Annotated in this window: 18 protein-coding genes and 1 tRNA gene; 2 read left to right on the forward strand and 17 right to left on the reverse strand. The window is 45.7% G+C overall.

Translation table 11 applies throughout. The annotated features are described in order from the left end of the window. Window positions 1-94: 94 nt before the first annotated feature. From smpB to MHH63_RS23230, 9 genes are all read right to left on the reverse strand, one after another. The gene (gene smpB / locus MHH63_RS23190; protein ID WP_341172155.1) at window positions 95-574 is read right to left on the reverse strand and encodes an SsrA-binding protein SmpB; all 480 of its coding nucleotides are present in this window, start codon (window positions 572-574) and stop codon (window positions 95-97) included. Between the two features lie 859 nt (window positions 575-1,433). Then, window positions 1,434-4,199: a ribonuclease R gene (gene rnr / locus MHH63_RS23195; protein WP_341172250.1), complete on the reverse strand. Its 2,766-nt coding sequence runs from the start codon at window positions 4,197-4,199 to the stop codon at window positions 1,434-1,436. A 353-nt stretch (window positions 4,200-4,552) separates the two neighbouring features. Next, window positions 4,553-4,786: a preprotein translocase subunit SecG gene (gene secG, locus MHH63_RS23200; RefSeq protein WP_076126868.1), complete on the reverse strand. Its 234-nt coding sequence runs from the start codon at window positions 4,784-4,786 to the stop codon at window positions 4,553-4,555. 231 nt (window positions 4,787-5,017) lie between these two features. Then, the gene (gene eno, locus MHH63_RS23205; protein WP_036687130.1) at window positions 5,018-6,304 is read right to left on the reverse strand and encodes a phosphopyruvate hydratase; all 1,287 of its coding nucleotides are present in this window, start codon (window positions 6,302-6,304) and stop codon (window positions 5,018-5,020) included. Between the two features lie 73 nt (window positions 6,305-6,377). Further along, entirely contained in the window at window positions 6,378-7,922 is a 1,545-nt protein-coding gene (gpmI, locus tag MHH63_RS23210; protein WP_076303371.1) for a 2,3-bisphosphoglycerate-independent phosphoglycerate mutase, read from the reverse strand. A 1-nt stretch (window position 7,923) separates the two neighbouring features. After that, the gene (gene tpiA / locus MHH63_RS23215; protein WP_036687124.1) at window positions 7,924-8,676 is read right to left on the reverse strand and encodes a triose-phosphate isomerase; all 753 of its coding nucleotides are present in this window, start codon (window positions 8,674-8,676) and stop codon (window positions 7,924-7,926) included. A gap of 26 nt (window positions 8,677-8,702) precedes the next feature. Continuing rightward, window positions 8,703-9,884 carry a phosphoglycerate kinase gene (locus MHH63_RS23220; RefSeq protein WP_036687122.1) on the reverse strand — a complete coding sequence of 394 codons (1,182 nt, stop codon included), beginning with the start codon at window positions 9,882-9,884 and terminating at the stop codon, window positions 8,703-8,705. 116 nt (window positions 9,885-10,000) lie between these two features. Next, entirely contained in the window at window positions 10,001-11,011 is a 1,011-nt protein-coding gene (gap, locus tag MHH63_RS23225) for a type I glyceraldehyde-3-phosphate dehydrogenase (protein WP_036687120.1), read from the reverse strand. Window positions 11,012-11,124: 113 nt separating this feature from the next. Further along, window positions 11,125-12,177 (reverse strand): sugar-binding transcriptional regulator, encoded by a 1,053-nt coding sequence (locus MHH63_RS23230; RefSeq protein WP_076126862.1) that lies wholly within the window; start codon window positions 12,175-12,177, stop codon window positions 11,125-11,127. A 268-nt stretch (window positions 12,178-12,445) separates the two neighbouring features. On the opposite strand from MHH63_RS23230, the gene MHH63_RS23235 reads away from it, so the two are divergent. Beyond that, window positions 12,446-12,520, forward strand: a tRNA-Arg gene (locus MHH63_RS23235). A gap of 193 nt (window positions 12,521-12,713) precedes the next feature. Then, window positions 12,714-13,310, forward strand: coding sequence for an ATP-dependent Clp endopeptidase proteolytic subunit ClpP (gene clpP / locus MHH63_RS23240; protein ID WP_036687113.1), 597 nt, complete (start codon window positions 12,714-12,716; stop codon window positions 13,308-13,310). Window positions 13,311-13,399: 89 nt separating this feature from the next. On the opposite strand, the gene MHH63_RS23245 is transcribed toward clpP, so the two are convergent. From MHH63_RS23245 to MHH63_RS23280, 8 genes are all read right to left on the reverse strand, one after another. Then, complete coding sequence (locus MHH63_RS23245) at window positions 13,400-14,038, reverse strand: GDSL-type esterase/lipase family protein (protein ID WP_076186860.1); 639 nt, start codon at window positions 14,036-14,038, stop codon at window positions 13,400-13,402. 111 nt (window positions 14,039-14,149) lie between these two features. After that, window positions 14,150-15,253: a PdaC/SigV domain-containing protein gene (locus MHH63_RS23250; protein WP_076303372.1), complete on the reverse strand. Its 1,104-nt coding sequence runs from the start codon at window positions 15,251-15,253 to the stop codon at window positions 14,150-14,152. 126 nt (window positions 15,254-15,379) lie between these two features. Then, window positions 15,380-16,135: an SIMPL domain-containing protein gene (locus MHH63_RS23255; protein WP_076126857.1), complete on the reverse strand. Its 756-nt coding sequence runs from the start codon at window positions 16,133-16,135 to the stop codon at window positions 15,380-15,382. 169 nt (window positions 16,136-16,304) lie between these two features. Continuing rightward, window positions 16,305-16,574 (reverse strand): HPr family phosphocarrier protein, encoded by a 270-nt coding sequence (locus tag MHH63_RS23260; RefSeq protein ID WP_036687106.1) that lies wholly within the window; start codon window positions 16,572-16,574, stop codon window positions 16,305-16,307. A 97-nt stretch (window positions 16,575-16,671) separates the two neighbouring features. Then, window positions 16,672-17,601 carry a DNA-binding protein WhiA gene (whiA, locus tag MHH63_RS23265; RefSeq protein ID WP_036687104.1) on the reverse strand — a complete coding sequence of 310 codons (930 nt, stop codon included), beginning with the start codon at window positions 17,599-17,601 and terminating at the stop codon, window positions 16,672-16,674. Window positions 17,602-17,646: 45 nt separating this feature from the next. Beyond that, window positions 17,647-18,594, reverse strand: coding sequence for a gluconeogenesis factor YvcK family protein (locus MHH63_RS23270; protein WP_169744815.1), 948 nt, complete (start codon window positions 18,592-18,594; stop codon window positions 17,647-17,649). A gap of 54 nt (window positions 18,595-18,648) precedes the next feature. Next, a complete protein-coding gene (gene rapZ, locus MHH63_RS23275) occupies window positions 18,649-19,548 on the reverse strand; it encodes an RNase adapter RapZ (protein WP_076126855.1) in 900 nt (299 codons plus the stop codon). Between the two features lie 46 nt (window positions 19,549-19,594). Next, window positions 19,595-20,545, reverse strand: a complete 951-nt coding sequence (locus MHH63_RS23280; protein ID WP_036687097.1) for an ROK family glucokinase — start codon at window positions 20,543-20,545, stop codon at window positions 19,595-19,597. Between the last annotated feature and the right edge of the window lie 140 nt (window positions 20,546-20,685).

Genomic DNA, 20,685 nt, shown 5'->3' on the forward strand with positions numbered 1-20,685 from the left:
CTCAGTATAGCACATTTATCAACACTTTAACACGTGGGTTAAAGGAATTGAAGGTTGAAACTGGAACTCCTTTGAATCGTCTAGTTCTCCCAGATTATCTGGCGATCTTTTGCTTATCACGCAGTACACGCTGGATATCACGTTGAGCATCTCGCTTGGCAGCCGAGTCACGTTTGTCATACTCTTTTTTACCTTTACCAAGACCAATCAGCAGCTTCGCATAGCCATTCCGCACATAAATCTTAAGTGGCACAATCGTAAATCCATCTCGCTTGGACAAGCCCAGCAGTTTATGAATTTGCTCCTTATGCATTAACAATTTACGTGTGCGTGTGGGATCAGTAGGATTGGCACGGTTACCTTGTTCAAAAGGGCTGATATGCATGTTGTGAATATGAATCTCACCATTGCGAATCGTAGCAAAAGCATCTCCAATATTAGCGCGGCCATTACGCAGCGACTTGATCTCTGTACCCGTCAGCACCAAGCCAGCTTCATAAGTATCCTCGATAAAATAATCATGGGAAGCTTTCTTGTTCTGGGCGAGTACTTTCCCGTCTGCTTTTTTACCCATGAGAATCACTCCTTGAATCATATTCATAAGTTAAAGTAACCATGTCTGTCTAATCTTAAACGACACAGCCATCGAACGTCTGATCTATATTGTAACAAATGGAATCAAGTGAGCGCAAGGAACCTTCAACCAAATATACCTCACCTAATTTGTCATATAGTTGTCAGTAACATTACCCAATATCTAGCATTTGTTACAAAAAACATTAATTTGAGTTGATCTGGACTTTTTTGGAAAATAGCGAGGTTACCCTTTTACTTGTGCGCCTTAATTAACAGATAGTTATCCACTAATTTCCACATATCTATATCCATCTACCCTAATTACTTATTACATATTTGTTCTCAATTATCCGCTTCCCCCTACTTGGATATACATCTATTCGACGCCTATTCAAATAGTGCCGCTTTTACCTATACTGTGCCTATCCTCTACCTATCCTATCCTCTACCTATTCACTTGCTATCACCTACGTTTTTCTATATATAAATGTATTTCGTGCAACTATTTAAGCCTTATCACCGCCAAAAAACTAATTAGTTGCACTTTCTGCAGCTAAAAAAGCGAAATCAGACCAATTAGAGGTAACTCATCAGATTTAGATGTACAAAATGCAACTAACTACCACTTTTACTACATAACCCAAATTTAACTGCACATAATGCAATTAACCAAGCCTGTTATGAGTTAAAAAGCACCGCCCCCAAGAGGGACGGTGCTTAGTATCGTTATAGAGTTACGCAACGCATAACCGTCATTTATTTCTTTTTACGCTTACGTGGTGCTCCTTCTGGAGCGCCGCCATTATTGTCACTCCGTTTAGAAGTGACTTGCTCAGAAGTCTCTACGTTGCCTGGTGTCACGGACTGGCCGATGAACACGCCGCCTTTGGTTTTCTTTTTGCGGCGGCCTTTGCCTGTAGGAGCACCGTTACGGCCTTCTCCACCGCCAAAGTTCCCCCGCGATCCTCGCGGCTGCGGAACTTCGTGCTGCCGTCCACGCCCCGCGCTTCGCCGCCGGAGGAGTCGGACGCAGGAGCGCCGTATCCGCCTTTGCCTGAGCCAAAGCCGAAGCTGATGCCGCGTCCACCACCGGCACCGCCGGTGTCTCCGCCGCGGCCTCGCCCGCCGCTGCGCTCACGCGGCGCGCCTGCGTTGCCGCCGGCTTCGCCTCCGCGCTCTGCGCCCGGCGCAGCAACTACCCGGCTCGCATCCTCGCCGGCCTCGCGCCCGCGCTTCCGCTTACCGCGTCCGCCCGCTGCGCCAACACCGGCCGCTTCGCGCGGCCCTTCACCGGCGCGCACAGCTGCGCCCGGCTTGCCCTTGCCCGCGCCTGCAGCAGCGCCGCCGGGCTTGCCTTTACCGCCGCGTCCCTTGCCCGCGGCGCCTTTGCCCCCGGCCGGCTTAATGAAGCCGCCGCCCGAACGGCCGCCCTTGCCTCCGCGGCCGCCTGCAAAACCACCGCCGCGGTGCTCGCCTGGCGCGCGTGGCTTCATGTCGACCAACTCGAAATCGATCGTGTGGTCATCCATATTTACTTTGGCGACTCGGATCTTCACCTCGTCACCAATGCGGAACACACGCGATGTGCGCTCGCCAATAAGCGCCATATGACCTTCGTCGAAGTGATAATAATCGTCGCTCATTGCACTGAGACGAATAAGACCTTCGACGGTATTATCCAGCTCGATGAACATTCCGAAGCTGGTCACACTGCTGACCATAGCCTCGAATTCCTCGCCTACTTTATCCTGCATGTATTCTGCTTTCTTCAGTTGCTCCGTATCGCGTTCAGCTTCTACCGCCACACGCTCGCGTTCCGAGGACTGCTGAGCAATGTCAGGCATCCGGCTAGACAAATAATCATGCCGTTTCTGGGTCAGTGCCCCTCCATTCTCAATCACTTCACGCATTACGCGGTGAATGACCAGATCGGGGTACCGGCGAATTGGAGAAGTAAAGTGAGAATAGTATTCCGCAGCCAGTCCGAAATGGCCCGTGCTCTCCGCATCATACTTTGCCTGCTTCATGGAACGCAGCATCATCGTACTGATGACCGTCTGTTCCTTTGTGCCTTGGATTTGCTCCAACAGATCCTGCAAAGCACGTGGATGAACCGAATTGCCACGACCCTTGACGTGATATCCGAAATTGGCCGCAAAAGCCATGAAATTTTGCAGCTTCTCTGGGTCTGGATCTTCGTGAATCCGGTAAAGGAACGGAACCTTCAACCAGTGGAAATGTTCAGCTACTGTTTCATTTGCCGCCAGCATGAACTCCTCGATAATCTGTTCAGCTACAGAACGTTCACGCTTCACGATATCTACAGCCTTGCCGTTCTCATCCACGATGATTTTGCTCTCTTCAAAATCAAAATCAACCGCACCCCGGCGCATCCGCGCATCGCGCAGCTTCATCGCCAATTCTTTCATGAGGCGGAAATCATCAATTAGTGGACTATAACGTTCCAGCAGCTCTGGATCTTCATCTTCGAGAATTTTACGAACATTGGAGTAAGTCATTCTCTCTTTGGTGCGAATCACGCTCGTAAAGACATCGTGCTTCACAACCTTCATTTGCTCGTTAAATTCCATTTCACAGGACATTGTTAACCGGTCTACCTGTGGATTCAAGCTGCAAATCCCGTTCGATAGACGGTGCGGCAACATCGGAATAACCCGGTCTACCAAATACACACTACAACCGCGGTCATAGGCTTCTTTATCCAGCTCAGAGCCTTCACGCACATAATAACCTACGTCTGCTATATGGACGCCCAGCTTGTAATGTCCATTCTCCAAGCGCTGTACGTTTACCGCATCATCCAAATCCTTAGCATCTTCGCCATCAATCGTAACAATGTTCAGTACGCGCAGGTCGCGTCTTCCTTGCTCCGCAATCTCCTCTTCTGTAATTGAATCAGGAGCACTATCGGCTTCATCCATCACTTCAGCTGGAAATGCCTCAGGCAATTGATGTTTGCGGATAATGGAAAGAATATCAACACCCGGATCATCCTTATGTCCGAGAATCTCAATAATTTCACCCTCTGCCGCTGCTCGGCCTTCCGGATAACTCACAATACGCACAACGACCTTTTGACCATCAACAGCACCTTTAAAGGATTGCTTCGGAATAAAAATATCACGATTAATCCGCTTATCATCAGGCAGCACAAAACCATAGGTCTCCAGGTTCTGAAATACACCTACCGTCTGCAACACGCCACGTTTTACAATACGTACTACTTCGCCTTCCATACGTCCGCCGGACGGACTTTTAGAGGTAATACGAATCAGAACGATATCGCCATTCATAGCTCCCTTAAGATCATTTGCATGGATATATACGTCAGGATGATCACGATCATCCGGGATTAAAAAAGCAAAACCCTTCGCATGTGCTTGTAAACGTCCACGCAGCAAATCCATCCGTTCTGGCACGCCATAACGTGCAGTACGGGTCAATACAATTCTTCCATCCTGCTCTAATTCAATCAGCAGCTCCTCGAACTTTTTAAACCCTTCACTATCCTCTAGAGCAAAATGACTCACCAGCTCTTCATAAGTCATTGGTTTATATGCAGTTTCCCGCATGAAATCGAGTAATATTTCTTGTGTTATCATGTTCGTCACCCCAGCCCTCCGCGGCTTCAAGCCGCTGGCAAATATGTATATCTTGTCCTGCCCTGCAGTAATGCCAAGTAAATTTTACCTTTACTACTTCATACCCTAGTATACACGAAATCAATCCTGCGCATCCCTGTTACTGTCATCCAAAGGTTAACACAGTACAAAATTTCCTTTAACTGCTGAAATACATCCATGCCAACCTCAGATTTACTTCCTATCGATCCAGCCTTTTTCTTTGCGAATATGAAAAGAAAAGCACCCTTAGGTGCTTTTTAACTCCTTTTAATATAACAAAAAAGCCTCCGCTCTATTCCATTTAGAACAGAGCGAGGGCTTACGGTAGATCTTTAGTCGATTAGAATAGCAGCTAGAATCGCCATGATGAAGAAACCAGCAGCAAGTCCAACAGTTACACGTTGTAGTACGAGCTCCATACCACGAGCTTTTGTTTTACCAAAGAGATGCTCAGCACCGCCAGAGATGGCACCGGAAAGACCCGCGCTTTTCCCCTTTTGCAGAAGAACGACCGCAATAAGACCGACGGAAAAAATCAGGAGCACAACTTTCAAAAAGATATCCATTCACTTCCACCTCCTACGCCTAAGCATCACTATCTATGGTAATTTAGGTTATCACGATACATAAACAGTATTCTTATTTTATCATAGCGCTGTCGGTAATACAACAGCTTAGACTGTTAAGTCGTAGCTTTTCTTGCAAGATAAGGATAAACCTATTAAAGTCTATCTTCTTCAAATCATAAAAAAGACCCGCCATAACGGCGGGTCTTCGAAGTCTGCTATAAAAGCAGATTATCTTTTAAGGTTGTAGAAGGATTTCAGGCCGTTGTATTGAGCCAATTCACCCAACTCATCTTCGATGCGAAGCAATTGGTTGTATTTAGCAACACGGTCTGTACGGGAAGGAGCACCTGTTTTGATTTGACCAGCATTAGTCGCAACAGCGATATCAGCGATTGTGCTATCTTCGGATTCACCGGAACGGTGGGAGATAACTGCTGTGTAACCAGCACGTTTAGCCATTTCAATAGCATCAAAAGTTTCAGTCAATGTACCAATTTGGTTAACCTTAACCAAGATGGAGTTACCGATACCTTTTTCGATACCTGTTGCAAGACGCTCAGTGTTAGTTACGAACAAGTCGTCACCAACCAATTGGACTTTGTCGCCCAATTTTTCAGTAAGCAATTTCCAGCCATCCCAGTCGTCTTCGGACATACCGTCTTCGATTGTGATGATAGGATATTTTTCAACCCATGAAGCAAGAAGGTCAACATACTCAGCGGAAGTGTAAGATTTACCTTCGCCAGCAAGGGTGTATTTACCGTCTTTGTAGAACTCAGTGGAAGCAACGTCCATACCCAAGAATACGTCAACACCTGGTTTGTAACCAGCTTTTTCAATAGCTTCGATGATTGTAGTGATTGCTTCTTCATTCGAACCAAGGTTCGGTGCGAAACCACCTTCGTCACCTACAGCTGTGTTCAGGCCTTTGGATTGAAGTACGGATTTCAAGTTGTGGAAGATTTCAGCACCTGTGCGAAGAGCTTCTTTGAAGCTTGGAGCTCCTACAGGAAGAACCATGAACTCTTGAACGTCGATGTTGTTGTCCGCATGCTCACCACCATTGATGATATTCATCATTGGTACTGGAAGAGTTTTAGCGTTGAATCCGCCCAGGTATACGTACAAAGGAATATCCAAAGCTGCTGCAGCTGCACGAGCTACTGCCATGGATACAGCTAGGATTGCGTTAGCGCCCAATTTACCTTTGTTAGGAGTTCCGTCCAAAGTAATCATCAATTTGTCGATGCCCACTTGGTCAAGAGCGTCCATACCGATAACTTCTGGAGCGATGATTTCATTTACGTTCTCAACAGCTTTCAGAACGCCTTTACCCATGTAACGGGATTTGTCGCCATCACGAAGTTCTACAGCTTCGTGAGCACCAGTGGAAGCGCCGGAAGGAACGATAGCGCGGCCTTTAGCACCGGATTCCAGATAAACGTCAACCTCTACAGTAGGGTTACCACGGGAGTCAAGGACTTCGCGAGCATATACATCAGAAATAATAGTCATGTAAGTTAATCTCCTTTTAACATTGTTTTGGTCTTACTTGTATAGCTTAAAATCAAAGGCGTTATACCTTACCTTACTTACGGCTAGCAATCATGGATTGTCCGGTCATTTCCGCAGGTTGCGGAAGTCCCATCAAATCTAGGATTGTTGGTGCTACGTCTGCAAGAATACCGGATTCACGCAATACAACATTCTCAGTAGTCACGATGAACGGAACAGGATTGGTTGTATGAGCTGTGAACGGGCGACCGTTCTCGTCAAATACCATATCTGCATTACCATGGTCAGCGATAATAATGGCAACGCCACCTTTGGCAACAACCGCATCCACTACTTTACCTACACACTCATCCGTCACTTCTACAGCCTTGATTGTTGGTTCCAGCATGCCGGAGTGTCCAACCATATCAGGATTGGCAAAGTTAAGAATGATAGCATCCTGTCTTTCCGCTTCGATTTCCGCTACGCAGGCTGCAGCCACTTCGTATGCGCTCATCTCAGGTTGAAGATCATAGGTTGCTACTTTAGGAGAGTTGATTAAGATCCGGGTTTCACCAGGAAGCTCCTCGTCACGTCCACCGCTGAAGAAGAAGGTTACATGCGGATATTTCTCAGTTTCCGCGATGCGCAGTTGCTTCTTGTTTTGTTGAACAAGCACTTCACCCAATGTGTTATCCAGGTTTTTCGGTGAATAGGCTACATAACCTTGTACCGTTTCGCTGAAAGTAGTTAGGCATACGAAGTGCAGGTTTTGCGGGAACAAAGGTCCACGGTCGAAACCGCGGAAATCTTGATTCGTGAACACTTGTGACAATTGAATAGCACGGTCAGGACGGAAGTTGAGGAACACGACGGAATCGCCGCTCTCTACTGCCGTTACAGGTTTGCCTTCACTGTCTACAATTACACTAGGTTCAACAAATTCATCAAATACCGAGTTTTCATAAGATGAAGTGATGGCTTGCACAGCATCCGTGTATTTAGGGCCTTCACCATAAACCATAGCACGGTAGGCTTTCTCTACACGTTCCCAACGTTTATCACGATCCATTGCGTAATAACGTCCGGACACCGTTGCAATTGTACCCACGCCAACCTCTTCGATTTTAGCTACTAGATCTTGGACAAACTTCTTCCCACTATCAGGAGCTACGTCACGACCGTCCATAAAAGCATGGATATACACTTCATGCATATCTTCTTTTTTAGCCAGGTCAAGCATAGCAAACAAGTGGTTAATATGGCTATGTACCCCTCCGTCGGATACAAGCGCGTAAAGGTGAAGCTTTTTGCCAGTGTTCTTAGCATTTCTAACTGCGCTAACCAGGGTTTCGTTATCGAAGAACTCGCCCTCGCGGATCGATTTATCAATACGAGTCAAATCCTGATAAACGATCCGGCCTGCACCAATATTCAAATGCCCTACTTCGGAGTTGCCCATTTGGCCTGCCGGAAGGCCTACAGCTTCACCGCAAGCAGTGAGTGTAGTGTTAGGATATTGTTTCAGGTAACGGTCATAGTTAGGTTTGTTGGCTTGAGCAACGGCATTACCTTCTGTCGTTCCACGCAAACCAAAACCATCCATGATGATCAAAGCTACGGGTTTTGGAGCTGACATCTTACTTCGCCCCCTCAACCAATTGAACGAAGGAATCCGGTTGTAAGCTGGCACCGCCAACAAGCGCACCATCGATGTCGCTTTGGCCCATGTACTCAGTTACATTCTCAGGCTTCACGCTGCCGCCGTATTGAATACGAACAGCTTCAGCTGTTGCTGCATCATACAGATCTTTTACAAGACTGCGGATGTAAGCAATAACTTCGTTAGCATCTTGGGAAGTGGAAGATTTACCTGTGCCAATAGCCCAGATAGGTTCGTATGCAATAACAACTTTTGCTGCTTGCTCGGCACTAAGACCTTGGAATGCAGCTTCAGTTTGTACTTTACATACTGCTTTAGTTTGATCAGCTTCACGCTCTTCGAGCTTTTCGCCAACACATACGATAGGAGTAATTCCGTGACGGAATGCAGCATGCATTTTCTTATTCACGATTTCATCCGTTTCGCCAAAATAAGCACGACGCTCAGAGTGGCCAATGATAACATAGTCCACACCAAGATCACTTAGCATTACACCACTGATCTCGCCTGTGTAAGCACCGTTATCTTCAAAGTGTAGGTTTTGTGCACCAATCTTGATGTTAGTACCTTTTGCAGCTGCTACAAGTGCAGGCAGGTTAGTAAATGGAGCGCAGATTACAGTCTCAACGCCTTCTACTTCTGCTTTGCCTTTAATTTCAGCAATAAAGCTTTCTGCTTCAGGAACTGTTTTGAACATTTTCCAGTTACCTGCAATAATAGGTGTTCTCATGACTTATGTTGCCTCCTTCTTAGGTCTTACTTATCGTTCAGTGCTTCTACGCCAGGAAGCGCCTTGCCTTCCATGAACTCAAGGGATGCACCGCCACCAGTGGAGATATGATCCATTTGATCAGCCAGGTGGAATTTCTCTGCTGCTGCTGCGGAATCTCCGCCACCAATAACAGTGTAACCTTCAGTAGTTGCACAAGCTTTTGCTACTGCAAGTGTACCTTCAGCGAATTTATCGATTTCGAATACGCCCATAGGTCCATTCCAGACAACCAGCTTGGAGTTCTTGATAATATCGGCATAAAGTTCACGAGTCTTAGGTCCGATATCAAGTCCTTCCCAACCTTCTGGGATTTCATTGTAATCAACGATCTTAGTGTTAGCGTCAGCACCAAATTTATCAGCAACAACAACATCAACAGGAAGCATGAAGTTTTTACCAAGTGCTTTTGCTTTTTCGATGAATCCAAGAGCAACGTCAAGTTTGTCGTTGTCTACTAGTGATTTACCGATTTCAAAGCCTTGTGCTTTAGTGAATGTATAAGACAACCCACCGCCGATCAGGACGTTATCAGCCAAAGACAACAAGTTATCAATAACATCAATCTTGTCTTTAACTTTCGAACCACCGATGATCGCAGTGAAAGGACGTTCTGGGTTAGAAAGAGCTTTACCAAGAACAGACAATTCTTTCTCCATCAAAAGACCGGATACAGCTGGTAGGAAATGAGCGATACCTTCTGTCGATGCATGTGCACGGTGAGCCGCACCAAACGCATCATTAACAAACAAATCAGCCAATTCAGCGAATTGTTTAGCCAGTTCAGGATCGTTTTTCTCTTCACCTGGGTAGAAACGAACATTCTCAAGTACAAGTACGTCGCCTTCGCCTAGCTCAGCGATTTTTGCTTTTACAGCTTCGCCAATTGCTTCGTCAGCTTTAGCTACTGGTTTGCCAAGAAGCTCGGACAGACGTTCAGCAGCAGTAGTCAAACGCATGGAATCTACGAATTCGCCTTTAGGACGACCCATATGACTCGCAAGAATGATCTTTGCACCGTTCTCGATCAAATATTTAATGGTTGGAAGTGTTTCGCGAATACGAGTATCATCAGTAATTTTACCGTCTTCTACAGGTACGTTGAAATCCACGCGTACAAATACGCGCTTACCCTTTACTTCTACATCACGGACGCTTTTTTTGTTCATGATTAATTCCTCCACACCCAAAATTGTTTCTAGCAGGAAACAAGAAATACATTTAGAAAGAGCGGAAACAAGGAATTTCTGTTTCCGCTCTATAGATGTTGCTTATATCAAGTCAATTACTTAGCGATTTTAGCGAATTTCTCCAAAGTACGAACCAATTGTGCAGTGTAGGACATTTCATTGTCATACCAAGCAACAGTTTTAACCAGTTGTTTGTCGCCAACAGTCAATACTTTAGTTTGTGTAGCATCGAACAGGGATCCGAAAGTCATACCTTTGATGTCGGAAGATACGATTTCATCTTCAGTGTAACCATAAGTGTCTGGATCGGAAGCTGCTTTCATTGCTGCGTTGATTTCTTCAACAGTAACGCTCTTATCAAGAACAGTTACAAGCTCAGTCAGGGAACCAGTTGCAACTGGAACACGTTGAGCTGCACCATCCAATTTACCTTTAAGTTCTGGAATAACCAGACCGATTGCTTTAGCAGCACCAGTAGTGTTAGGAATGATGTTCTCAGCTGCTGCACGAGCGCGTCTGAAGTCACCTTTAGCATGTGGAGCATCCAAAGTGTTTTGGTCGCCAGTGTAAGCATGAATTGTAGTCATCAAGCCTTCAACGATACCGAACTTGTCGTTCAGTACTTTTGCCATAGGAGCTAGGCAGTTAGTTGTGCAAGATGCGCCGGAAATAACAGTCTCAGTACCATCAAGAATGTCATCGTTAACGTTGTAAACGACAGTTTTCATGTCGCCAGTAGCTGGAGCGGAGATAACTACTTTCTTAGCTCCACCTTTCAAGTGTTTTTCAGCTGCTTCTTTAGTTGTGAAGAAACCTGTGCACTCAAGTACGATATCAACGCCTAGGTCGCCCCATGGCAATTCTTCAGGGTTGCGGTTAGCAAGAACCTTAACTTCTTTACCATTGACTTTGAAGAAGCCATCATGCACTTCAACATCACCTTGGAATTTACCTTGAGTTGTATCATATTTAAGCAAATGAGCAAGCATCTTAGCGTCAGTCAAGTCGTTGATTGCTACCACTTCGATACCTTCTACATTTTGAATACGGCGGAAAGCAAGGCGTCCAATACGTCCAAAACCGTTAATTCCAACTTTTACACTCATTGAATAGTTCCTCCTAGAATTCGTTTTATTTATTCAAAACAGACGGTGAGGTCTGTCATGACAACAATGTTAAGTATGATGCAAGAAGTATGTTATTGCCTGCAATCTAAAAACTACGAAGATAGCTGTAGTTGATTGTCAATTTCCTTGCCTATTTCTACTGCAGCAGCCTCGTCCGTGACGAGAATATTCTCCTGCCCGAAACGCAGCATGGCATGAATGGCTTTGGCCTTGGGTTTGCCTCCTGCAATACCGATGACTTTCTCTGTCCGAATAATATCTTCTAGACGTAGACCCATCGTAAGCATGGTATGGACAACCTGACCCTCTTCATTGAAATAATAGCCAAAAGATTCGGCCACTGCCCCTTCACCCTGGATTTCCGAGACTGTAGCCTCGTCCAGTTTGCGGCGGCGGGTCATTTCAATGGCATCCCCAATCCCATGTACAATAATACGCGAACTACGGATGGTTTGTACAATCTCTCCAATATTAGAGTCAAGTGCAAGCGATTGGTATGCATCCCCGCTAAGCAAATCAGGGACATGCAACAACCGGTAGTTGGCTCCAACCCGCTTTGCCATTGTTGAGGCAATCGTGTTGGCTTGAATCTCCATACTCTCTCCTAATCCTCCACGCGCCGGAACAAACCAAGCGTTCTTATAGGAAAGGGACAACGGCGGTGCCAGTTGATCAGCCATATCGGCAAGCGTCGATCCACCTGTGACGGCAACTGTATCATCTGCGCGAAGTATACTCAGCAGCGCTTTCGCACCCGCTCGGCCAAGCTCTCGTTTGGTGAACGGCGATGACTCACAATCACCCGGTACTACAATAACTTTATCCAGACCATACGTTGCTCGAATTTTCTCTTCCAGCTCATCCAGACCAAATAGGCTCTTAACAACCGGCTCTAGCAAATCAAGCAGTCTACGTCCAGCAGCGCTAATGCGCATGCCAACACTCTCGATCTCAATAAGCCCTTGCGATTTCAGAAGATCCGTCTCGGCACGCAGTACCCGCTCAGTCATATCTAGCGAAGCGGCTAGCGTTCTGCGCCCAATAATATCGGACAGCATGATCTGATGAAGAATCGTGTACCGTCTCTTAAGGGTTTCCATGAGATCAGGCAGAAGCTGCTTTTGGATATCTAATAAATTACGCATACTTTCACTCCTGCAACTTCGTCTTCCTCTATTCCCTTGTTCATGGTCTCAAAACGTCCCGGGTAAACTTTTTAAGTCCCACCCATATTCTAACCAAATATTGCTCGAAGCGCAAGTCTTCCGAGAGTAGAATTCTCAAGCGCTTGTCTTCTTATACATTAATAAGGTCAGAAAAAGATATAGCGCCCGATGCCTGCCCCTAAAGCGCTTGTCCAGTATTAATATTACATTGCAATTGTGTAAAAATTGTATTATAATCATTTTTGTTGCGCCCGTGGTCCAATGGATATGACGTAGGCCTCCGAAGCCTGAGATCCAAGTTCGATTCTTGGCGGGCGCGCCATTAATTTCATTTTTGCACATAATTTAGTAGTGCCTATACTACTACTTAACCAAAGAGCCGCTTGTCGGCTCTTTTTTTTGAATATAAGTTTGACTTTCTTTGACTTTTTGTTTGAATTTGTTTATCATGTGGGTAATACGGCAAGAGTAAAAATGAATACATTTGAAGAACCAATATCAAGGAGGTTTTCCACGTGAGTTATATTCCTATGGTAGTAGAACAGAGCAACCGCGGCGAGCGCGCTTATGACATCTATTCCCGCCTGCTGAAGGACCGCATCATTTTCCTTGGAACGGAGGTTAATGACGTGGTAGCCAATTCTATCATCGCACAAATGCTGTTCTTGGCTGCCGAAGATCCTGACAAGGACATTCACCTTTACGTGAATAGCCCAGGCGGTTCCATTACTGCAGGTATGGCTATTTTTGATACAATGCAGTACATTAAACCAGACGTTTCCACCATCTGTGTGGGTATGGCAGCTTCCATGGGAGCTTTCCTGCTAAACGCTGGCGCCAAAGGCAAACGCTTCGCACTGCCTAACAGCGAGATCATGATCCACCAGCCTCTGGGTGGTGCTCAAGGTCAAGCAACGGACATTGAAATCCGTGCCCGCCGCATCCTCAAATTGCGCGATAAGCTGAACCGTATTCTAGCAGAACGTACGGGTCAACCTCTAGAACGTATTGAGAAGGATACAGATCGCGACTACTTCATGACTGCTGCAGACGCGGCTGAATACGGTATCGTAGATAAAGTAATCGAGAAGACATTGCCTAGCGGTGTGTAAGCTATAAAGTAAAAATATAAAGAGGCTGTGCTCTATCCGTTATGGTTAGAGCACAGCCTCTTTATATTTTATAGAAGACCTAAATCCAATTAAGCCAGCCCGCCATAACCTAGCGCATCCAGCTTCTCGGCAATTACGCGATAACCCCGGCCATTCGGATGCAAATGATCAATGGATAACAGCCCTCTCTCATTTCCTGCGAACTCACTGTAAATCGAAGCAAATCCACATACTCGGCTGCTGTACTGTGCTGCGTATTGATTAAACTGCCTGACCCACTCTGTCGCACCAACCACCTGAGGATAGGGGTTATATAATCCCACAATTCTAATGATAAAAGGTCTACGCGTCCTCGCCTTCAATTGTATAAGGATATTCATAATTGCAGAGAAATTTTGTTTGCATTCCTGAAGCGATCTGCGCAGCTCTGCGGATAAGTTGCCTTGCTGTCTTGCTGCTGATTTGGCCGCGTGAATCAAATCATTACCACCGATAGACACAGTGATGATATCAGCTACTCGAACGGCCTCACGCATCATGGAATTTCCGCGCAGCCGCTGCTCCAGCTCTGAAGTAGTCATTCCGTTCACGCCTAAATTCGTAGAGGCTACAGTAGTCCGCAGTCTCCCTTCTGCCATTCTACGGTACACCGGTACAAAACCGTTACCTGGCAGAGCACCAAATCCAGTCGTCAAGGAATCGCCAATTGCAGTATATTGGTAGCCCATAGCTCTCCCCCGTTCATAAACTAGTTACTCCCTTTAGCATATGAACAAGAGACAACTCTGGTAAGGGGGAGATGTCTTGTGCCGACATTAGCGGAGACGAAGCATTTCCATTTATTTTATGCCAGCAAACGGGCTACTGCCATCCGGTAAAAGCTCTTTGAAACTAAAAGTATACTCAGGGAAGCCTGCAGCATACGCTGTGTACTCATATAATTGGAAGAACAGAACAACCTTGTCGTCCTTCAGATAGAAATATTTCTCCGTATTCAATCCGTTGAATCCTCCCAAATAACTATCCTCTGCCTTCAGTAGCTTGCTCAGCTTTGCATTCAGCTGTTTTTTGTAGTTTGGATTAGCTCCAAACAGGTCGCCCAACAGTAGACGTTTACCATCCTTAAGCGAGAAGGTGAAGGCTTCACGGTTAGTCATTCCATGGGCCCCGCCCGTATCACTATACTGATGCATCACTATGCTGATCACACCATTCTGATTGTAGGTCACTACATAACCTGAATCATAGGTGTATTTGGGCTCTGCTCCATCTCGATCGGAGATATCCTGTTCTGCACCCGCCGCGAATTTCATAACACTTTCCTTCAAAGTATTATTAATAGCTTGTTGCGCACTGGAGTTGCCCAATCCACTGATCTTCGGATAATCAAGCTGAATAAAAGCTTCTGCCCGATCTTTAGCATAAGTTTCCGTGGTTACCGTCAGCGCGTTCTGCGGTCTGTTCACCACATTCAGCCTACTGGCGGCCCGACTCCAATCTACCTTATAACCCATATAATCATTTAACAATCCTGATGGAACATAGAGGCGATTATTAATTAACTTCCCTTCATACTCTCGAATGAAATAGTTGTTCACCCACACAGAAGTACCGTAGCTGGATAACATCAACTTGGCCTTGGTCGATCCTTTTCCAATCATGTACGCATTTTCCTTCTTATCATACACAAGCGGTAATCCCAACACATCTCGCATAAAAGTTATGGGAATCCAGGCCTGTCCTTCCTTCAAAATACCTTCCTGCAACGAATTTATCCCGTTTGCCTTTAAAACGATACGCGAATCAATAGCTTTATTCTCCGTTTTACTAGCTGCTGCATAACCCGTTTCGCTGGGCAGCAGACCTCCACCAAACAATAAACCTGCTGACATCAGACCTATGCCCCATTTGCGTGCTGATTCTTTTGAAATAATATTCATCATCTTATTTTTCCTCTCCTTTCCAATTTATTAAACAGAATCGTAGAGAACTTACACAAAAAAAGAGGCGCCCCCCACTATTACTAGTGGAAGATCACCTCTCCTCTCTGCATTCACCTTGTTCTGATACTATTTCAATTCATACATTACGCTCAGCTGAGTTGTAACTTTAACTACTCCGGGTTGCACGGATGTGCTTGCACCAGCATCTGCTGCAGCCATATTCATTTTTAGATTCTGTTCAAAATAAACCGGAGTGATATCGCCATCATTTTGGCTGACCGTGATCACTTGACCCAAGCTGCGTTTAGCTGCCTTAGCAATAGCCCCTGCTTTAACATCTGCATTCGCCATCGCTTTTTCAATCACCTGAGCTTCAAATGCAGAAGTATCTTCCACAGAAAAACGTGCATTTCCGATATTATTCGCCCCTGCCGCAGATGCAGCGTCCAGCAATTCACCAACCTTGGTCAGATCTCTATAAGACACTAACAGCGTATGATTGGCGTTGTACCCCTTCACTTGCTGTCCTTCTTTTTCGCTGTAACTATAATTGGGTTGCACATAAAACTGCGTGCTTTGAATATCTTTATCTGCAATTTTCCAAGTATTCTTCAGTAAAGTCATAATCTTCTGAATTTTAGCGGCATTGGTCTTCTGCGCTTCTTGCGCAGTTGTGGCCGTAGTATCCACACCGATGGACAAGTATACGATATCCGGCTTGAGGGACAATTCGCCTTTACCTACTACACTAACGACATTTTTCTGCACTTCATCTGCGTAAGCCTTTGCAGGACCTTGGAAAACACCACTCATGCTGATCCCTCCAATTAACAAACTCCCTACGATCATCACTGAACCAATTTTCTTCAATAAACCTTTCATATTTGCCAGCCCCTTTCATTTCTTGTGATTTGTTATTATCCTCTAGACGAGTCATTTTGGTAAATGTTGCACGTTCTCCATCTATTTTTTGGTATTAAAAAAAGCCCCGAAGGGCTTTTGGTCATGCGATAAATAAAGTCTTCCTAGCAGAAACGATGTTGTCTTCCTATTATTGGTTCTCAAGCTCTTCTTTGCTGACCAGACTTGTCAAAGCGTTTACAGCTTGATCGGCATCCGCACCGTCCGCGCTAATGTAAATCTCCGTGCCGGAACTGATAGCGAGGCTCATAATCCCCATAATACTTTTAGCATTTACTTTTTTATCATCTTTTTCCACGAAAATCTCCGACGAAAACTTGTTAGCTTCTTGCACAAACAATGCTGCCGGTCGGGCATGAAGCCCTGTCTTCAACCGAACAACTACCGGGTGCTTTGTCATGAAACGCTTACCCCCTAATTGAGTTCTCCCCAAAAGTTTCACATTAATTTTATATTATTATATCATTATAACGTAAACCACACTAGAAAAAAAGTAATTAGCCGCCTCGAACCTTGTCCGCCAGCTCATCAATCTTACGAAGCCGATGATTTACTCCCGACTTACTGACTGTACCTTTGAGCATTTCACCAACCTCCTTGAGGTTGATATCTGGATGCGCCATTCGAATTTCTGCTACTTCACGCAGTTTATCCGGCAAATTCTCCAGTCCCATTTCTCGCTGCAACAGCTTGATATTTTCAATCTGCCGCACCGCAGCACTTATTGTTTTGTTGAGATTTGCGGTCTCGCAGTTCACGATCCGATTCACGGAATTACGCATATCGCGCATAATTCTTACATCCTCAAATTTGAACAGCGCCTGATGCGCTCCAATCAAACTTAAGAATTCAATAATCTTCTCGCCTTCTTTAATGTAAAGAATGAACCCTTTTTTACGTTCAATACAGCGTGCGTTTAGGTGGAATTCCCCAGCCAGATCCACTAATGCTTTACAATGTTCCTCATACATCGAGGAAATCTCCAAATGGTAGGAGGAGCCTTCCGGATTATTAACCGATCCGCCAGCCAGAAAGGCACCGCGCAAATAAGCACGCTTGCAGCAGTTATTCCCAACAATCTCATCATCAATACCATCGGTAAAAATAAATCCTTCCGACACAATTCTAAGATCCTTTAGGATCTCTTGTACACGGTTTGGGATTCTGACGATATAGACGTTATTTTTCTTCAAACGCATTTTTTTACGCACGAGTAGCTCAATATGGACCTGGTAATATTTCTTAAGTAAAGAATATACCCGCCTTGCAATCGCGGCGTTCTCCGTCGAAATGTCGAGAATAACCTTTTTGCTTGAAAGCTGCACAGATCCATTCATACGGATAAGCGCTGACATTTCCGCCTTCTCGCAGCAGGGTTCACTCTCCACCATCGTCAGCTCTTTTTTGGTAAGGGCCGCAAAAGACAAGGGTCTCACCTCTTTCTTGATAAGTACTTCGTTCTCATCTATAAGTTATACCCTAGGGTTTCTGTTTATCCAATCCTGCACAAGCTGATAAATGTGATGACTAAGCTTATCGGTATCATGTCTCAAATAAGTTCGGAATAAAACCAGTTTATCGGCTATAACCTTGTATCCATTGCCATCCAGCGCTTCTTTATCAAGCTGCACCGGGCGCGCGCCCTTCTCGGCGTACTTCGTCTGGACCTGTTCCGGAATCTCACCGTCATTAACAATAACATAATCGAATAAATCGATCCCGATATGATCATATACAGCTTGAAGATGATCGCTGACGGTATAGTTATCCGTTTCACCCGGCTGAGTCATTACGTTGCAGACGAAAATTTTGATAGCATTCGAAGATACAACCGCTTCTGCCAGTTTCGGAACAAGCAGGTTAGGAAGAATGCTCGTATACAGACTGCCAGGACCCAGCAGGATCGCGTCTGCATTCCGAATCGCCTCAAGCGCTTCGGGCAACGGTTCTACATCTGGCGGCTCCAAGGACACTCGTCTGATGATCCCGCCAGCTTCAGGGATTTTGGACTCCCCCGTGATAATCGTGCCGTCCGACATTTCTGCATGCAGGATTACAGCTTCACCGGCCGCAGGCAATACCCGGCCGCGAACAGCGAATAATCGACTGAGCTCCCGTACAGCTGTAACGAAATCGCCGGATATATCCGTGAGCGCAGCAAGAATCAAGTTGCCGAGACTATGACCAGCTAGTCCCTCACCCGTGTTGAAACGGTATCTCATAATCTCTGCCATGAGCGGCTCAACATCAGCCATAGCTGTCAATACGTTGCGGATGTCCCCAGGAGGAGGCATTTGCAGTTCACTGCGCAAAATACCTGAGCTTCCCCCATCATCGGCAACGGTAACAATAGCAGTAATATCTAATGGCTTCTCTTTTAAACCACGAAGCATAACAGATAACCCCGTGCCACCGCCCATAACGACGATACGTGGACGCTGTCTTTGTTCTTCAGCCACTATGACCCCTTCTCTCTAGTGCCGATCACGCTCGGAATCCCTATGACTAACGGTTACGGATTCCGTCTCGCTAACGCCCAGCATTTTACCCAAATACTCAGATATGGCTACGGAACGGTGTTTACCTCCCGTACAGCCAATGCCAATGATAATCTGGGACTTACCTTCTTTGCGATATTGCGGAATTAGAAAATGAAGCATATCGAGCAGTTTGGTCAGGAACACCTGTGTTTCAGGCCACTTCATTACATAATCGTAGACTTCACTGTCCTGGCCGGTTTTAGGCCGCAGATGGTCCACATAATGTGGGTTAGGCAAGAAGCGGACATCAAAGACAAGATCTGCATCAATAGGGATACCGTACTTAAATCCGAAGGATGTAATATTGACGGAAAGCGTACTTTTTCCTAGATGCGAAAACCGTGAAACGATCTTCTCCTTAAGCTGCACGGGCTTCATACTGCTGGTATCTAAACATAACGTAGCTGAATTTTTCAATTCTTCAAGCATTTTACGTTCTAGCTTGATACCATCAAGCGGCAGCCCCTTAGGTGCTAATGGATGATGACGTCGACTTTCCTTGTAACGCTGAACAAGTACTGAATCTGTAGCATCCAAAAACAAGATCTCACAGCCAATGGTTGACTCATCCTTGATATAGGCAAGAGACTCAGACAAAGCAGTGAAGAATTCTCGACCACGCAGGTCAATTACAAGGGCTACCTTGGCAATCTTACCCTTTGACTGTTCAATTAGCTCTGCGAACTTGGGAATCAGCACCGGTGGTAAATTATCGACACAGAAGAACCCTAGGTCTTCCAGACTCTGTACAGCAATTGTCTTCCCCGCACCTGACATTCCCGTAATAATAATCAGGGTGGCTCCAGCCGTTGGGGTATTGTCCAATTCGGTCATAAAAGCGTCCCCTCCCTAGATTTAGTATATGAATACTTCCCGTCTTTTAAGAACGCAGCAAAAGGCCGGCAGCCCCAACAATACCTGCGTCATTGCCAAGCTCAGCTGGAATAATCGAAACACCAGTTTGAAGTGGAGCCGGTGTCAATTTCGCAAACACACGACGAACCTCATCAAATAGAATATCTCCAGCCTTAGACACACCGCCGCCAACGATAAATACTTCAGGGTTAAGCACAGCCGCAACAGAAGCCATGGATTTACCCAGATAGTACGCTGCACGATTTACTATACGGATAGCTACTTCATCGCCAGCCTTAGCCGCATCAAAGACTTCTTTCGCAGCAATCTTCTCTACCATAGAGAGGGAAGTACGATCGCCACGAGCTACTGCATCATTAGCCATGCGGATAATACCTGTAGCGGAGGAAACGGTTTCCAGACAGCCCATGTTGCCACAGCCGCATTGAATAGCTTCCAGATCCGGCACTACTGTGATATGACCAAGCTCACCAGCTAATCCCGCAAAGCCTTGATAAATCTTTCCATTAATAATAATTCCGCCACCGACACCTGTTCCAAGCGTATAGCAGACACAGTTATCAACGCCACGTCCCGCACCGCTCCAAGCTTCGCCCAGTGCAGCCACATTCGCATCATTGTCTATTTTGACAGGCTTGTTCCAACGATCTTCCAAAATGGAACGGATCGGCACATCTCTAAATCCTATGTTAGGCGCAAGGATGATGATTCCTTCACGAATATTTGTGAACCCGGCTACACCCGCTCCTACACCTGCAAGCTGATCCCAAGAGTACGGGGAATCCTCCACAATTTGGCGTACATACTTCTCGATATTATCGATAACAGTATCGACACCCTCTGCAGTTCCTGTAGGTCCCTCATAAGTATGAAGAAGGGTACCTTCAGCATTACAGATTCCAACCTTAATTGCAGTTCCACCCAAATCCACGCCAACGTAGATATTCTCAGACATGTAACAAGCCACCTTTTTTTATACTAAAATAGTTAATCCTAAGTACCAACTATAATAGAAGCCCTCTCTGTGGTCAAGGAAAGACAACACACCCGGGAATTCCTTATTTTAAGAGTATACTCTATTATATTCTAAAAAGA

Origin of the sequence: Paenibacillus sp. FSL H3-0310, from assembly GCF_038002785.1 — a bacterium.
GTDB lineage: Bacteria > Bacillota > Bacilli > Paenibacillales > Paenibacillaceae > Paenibacillus_AQ > Paenibacillus_AQ odorifer.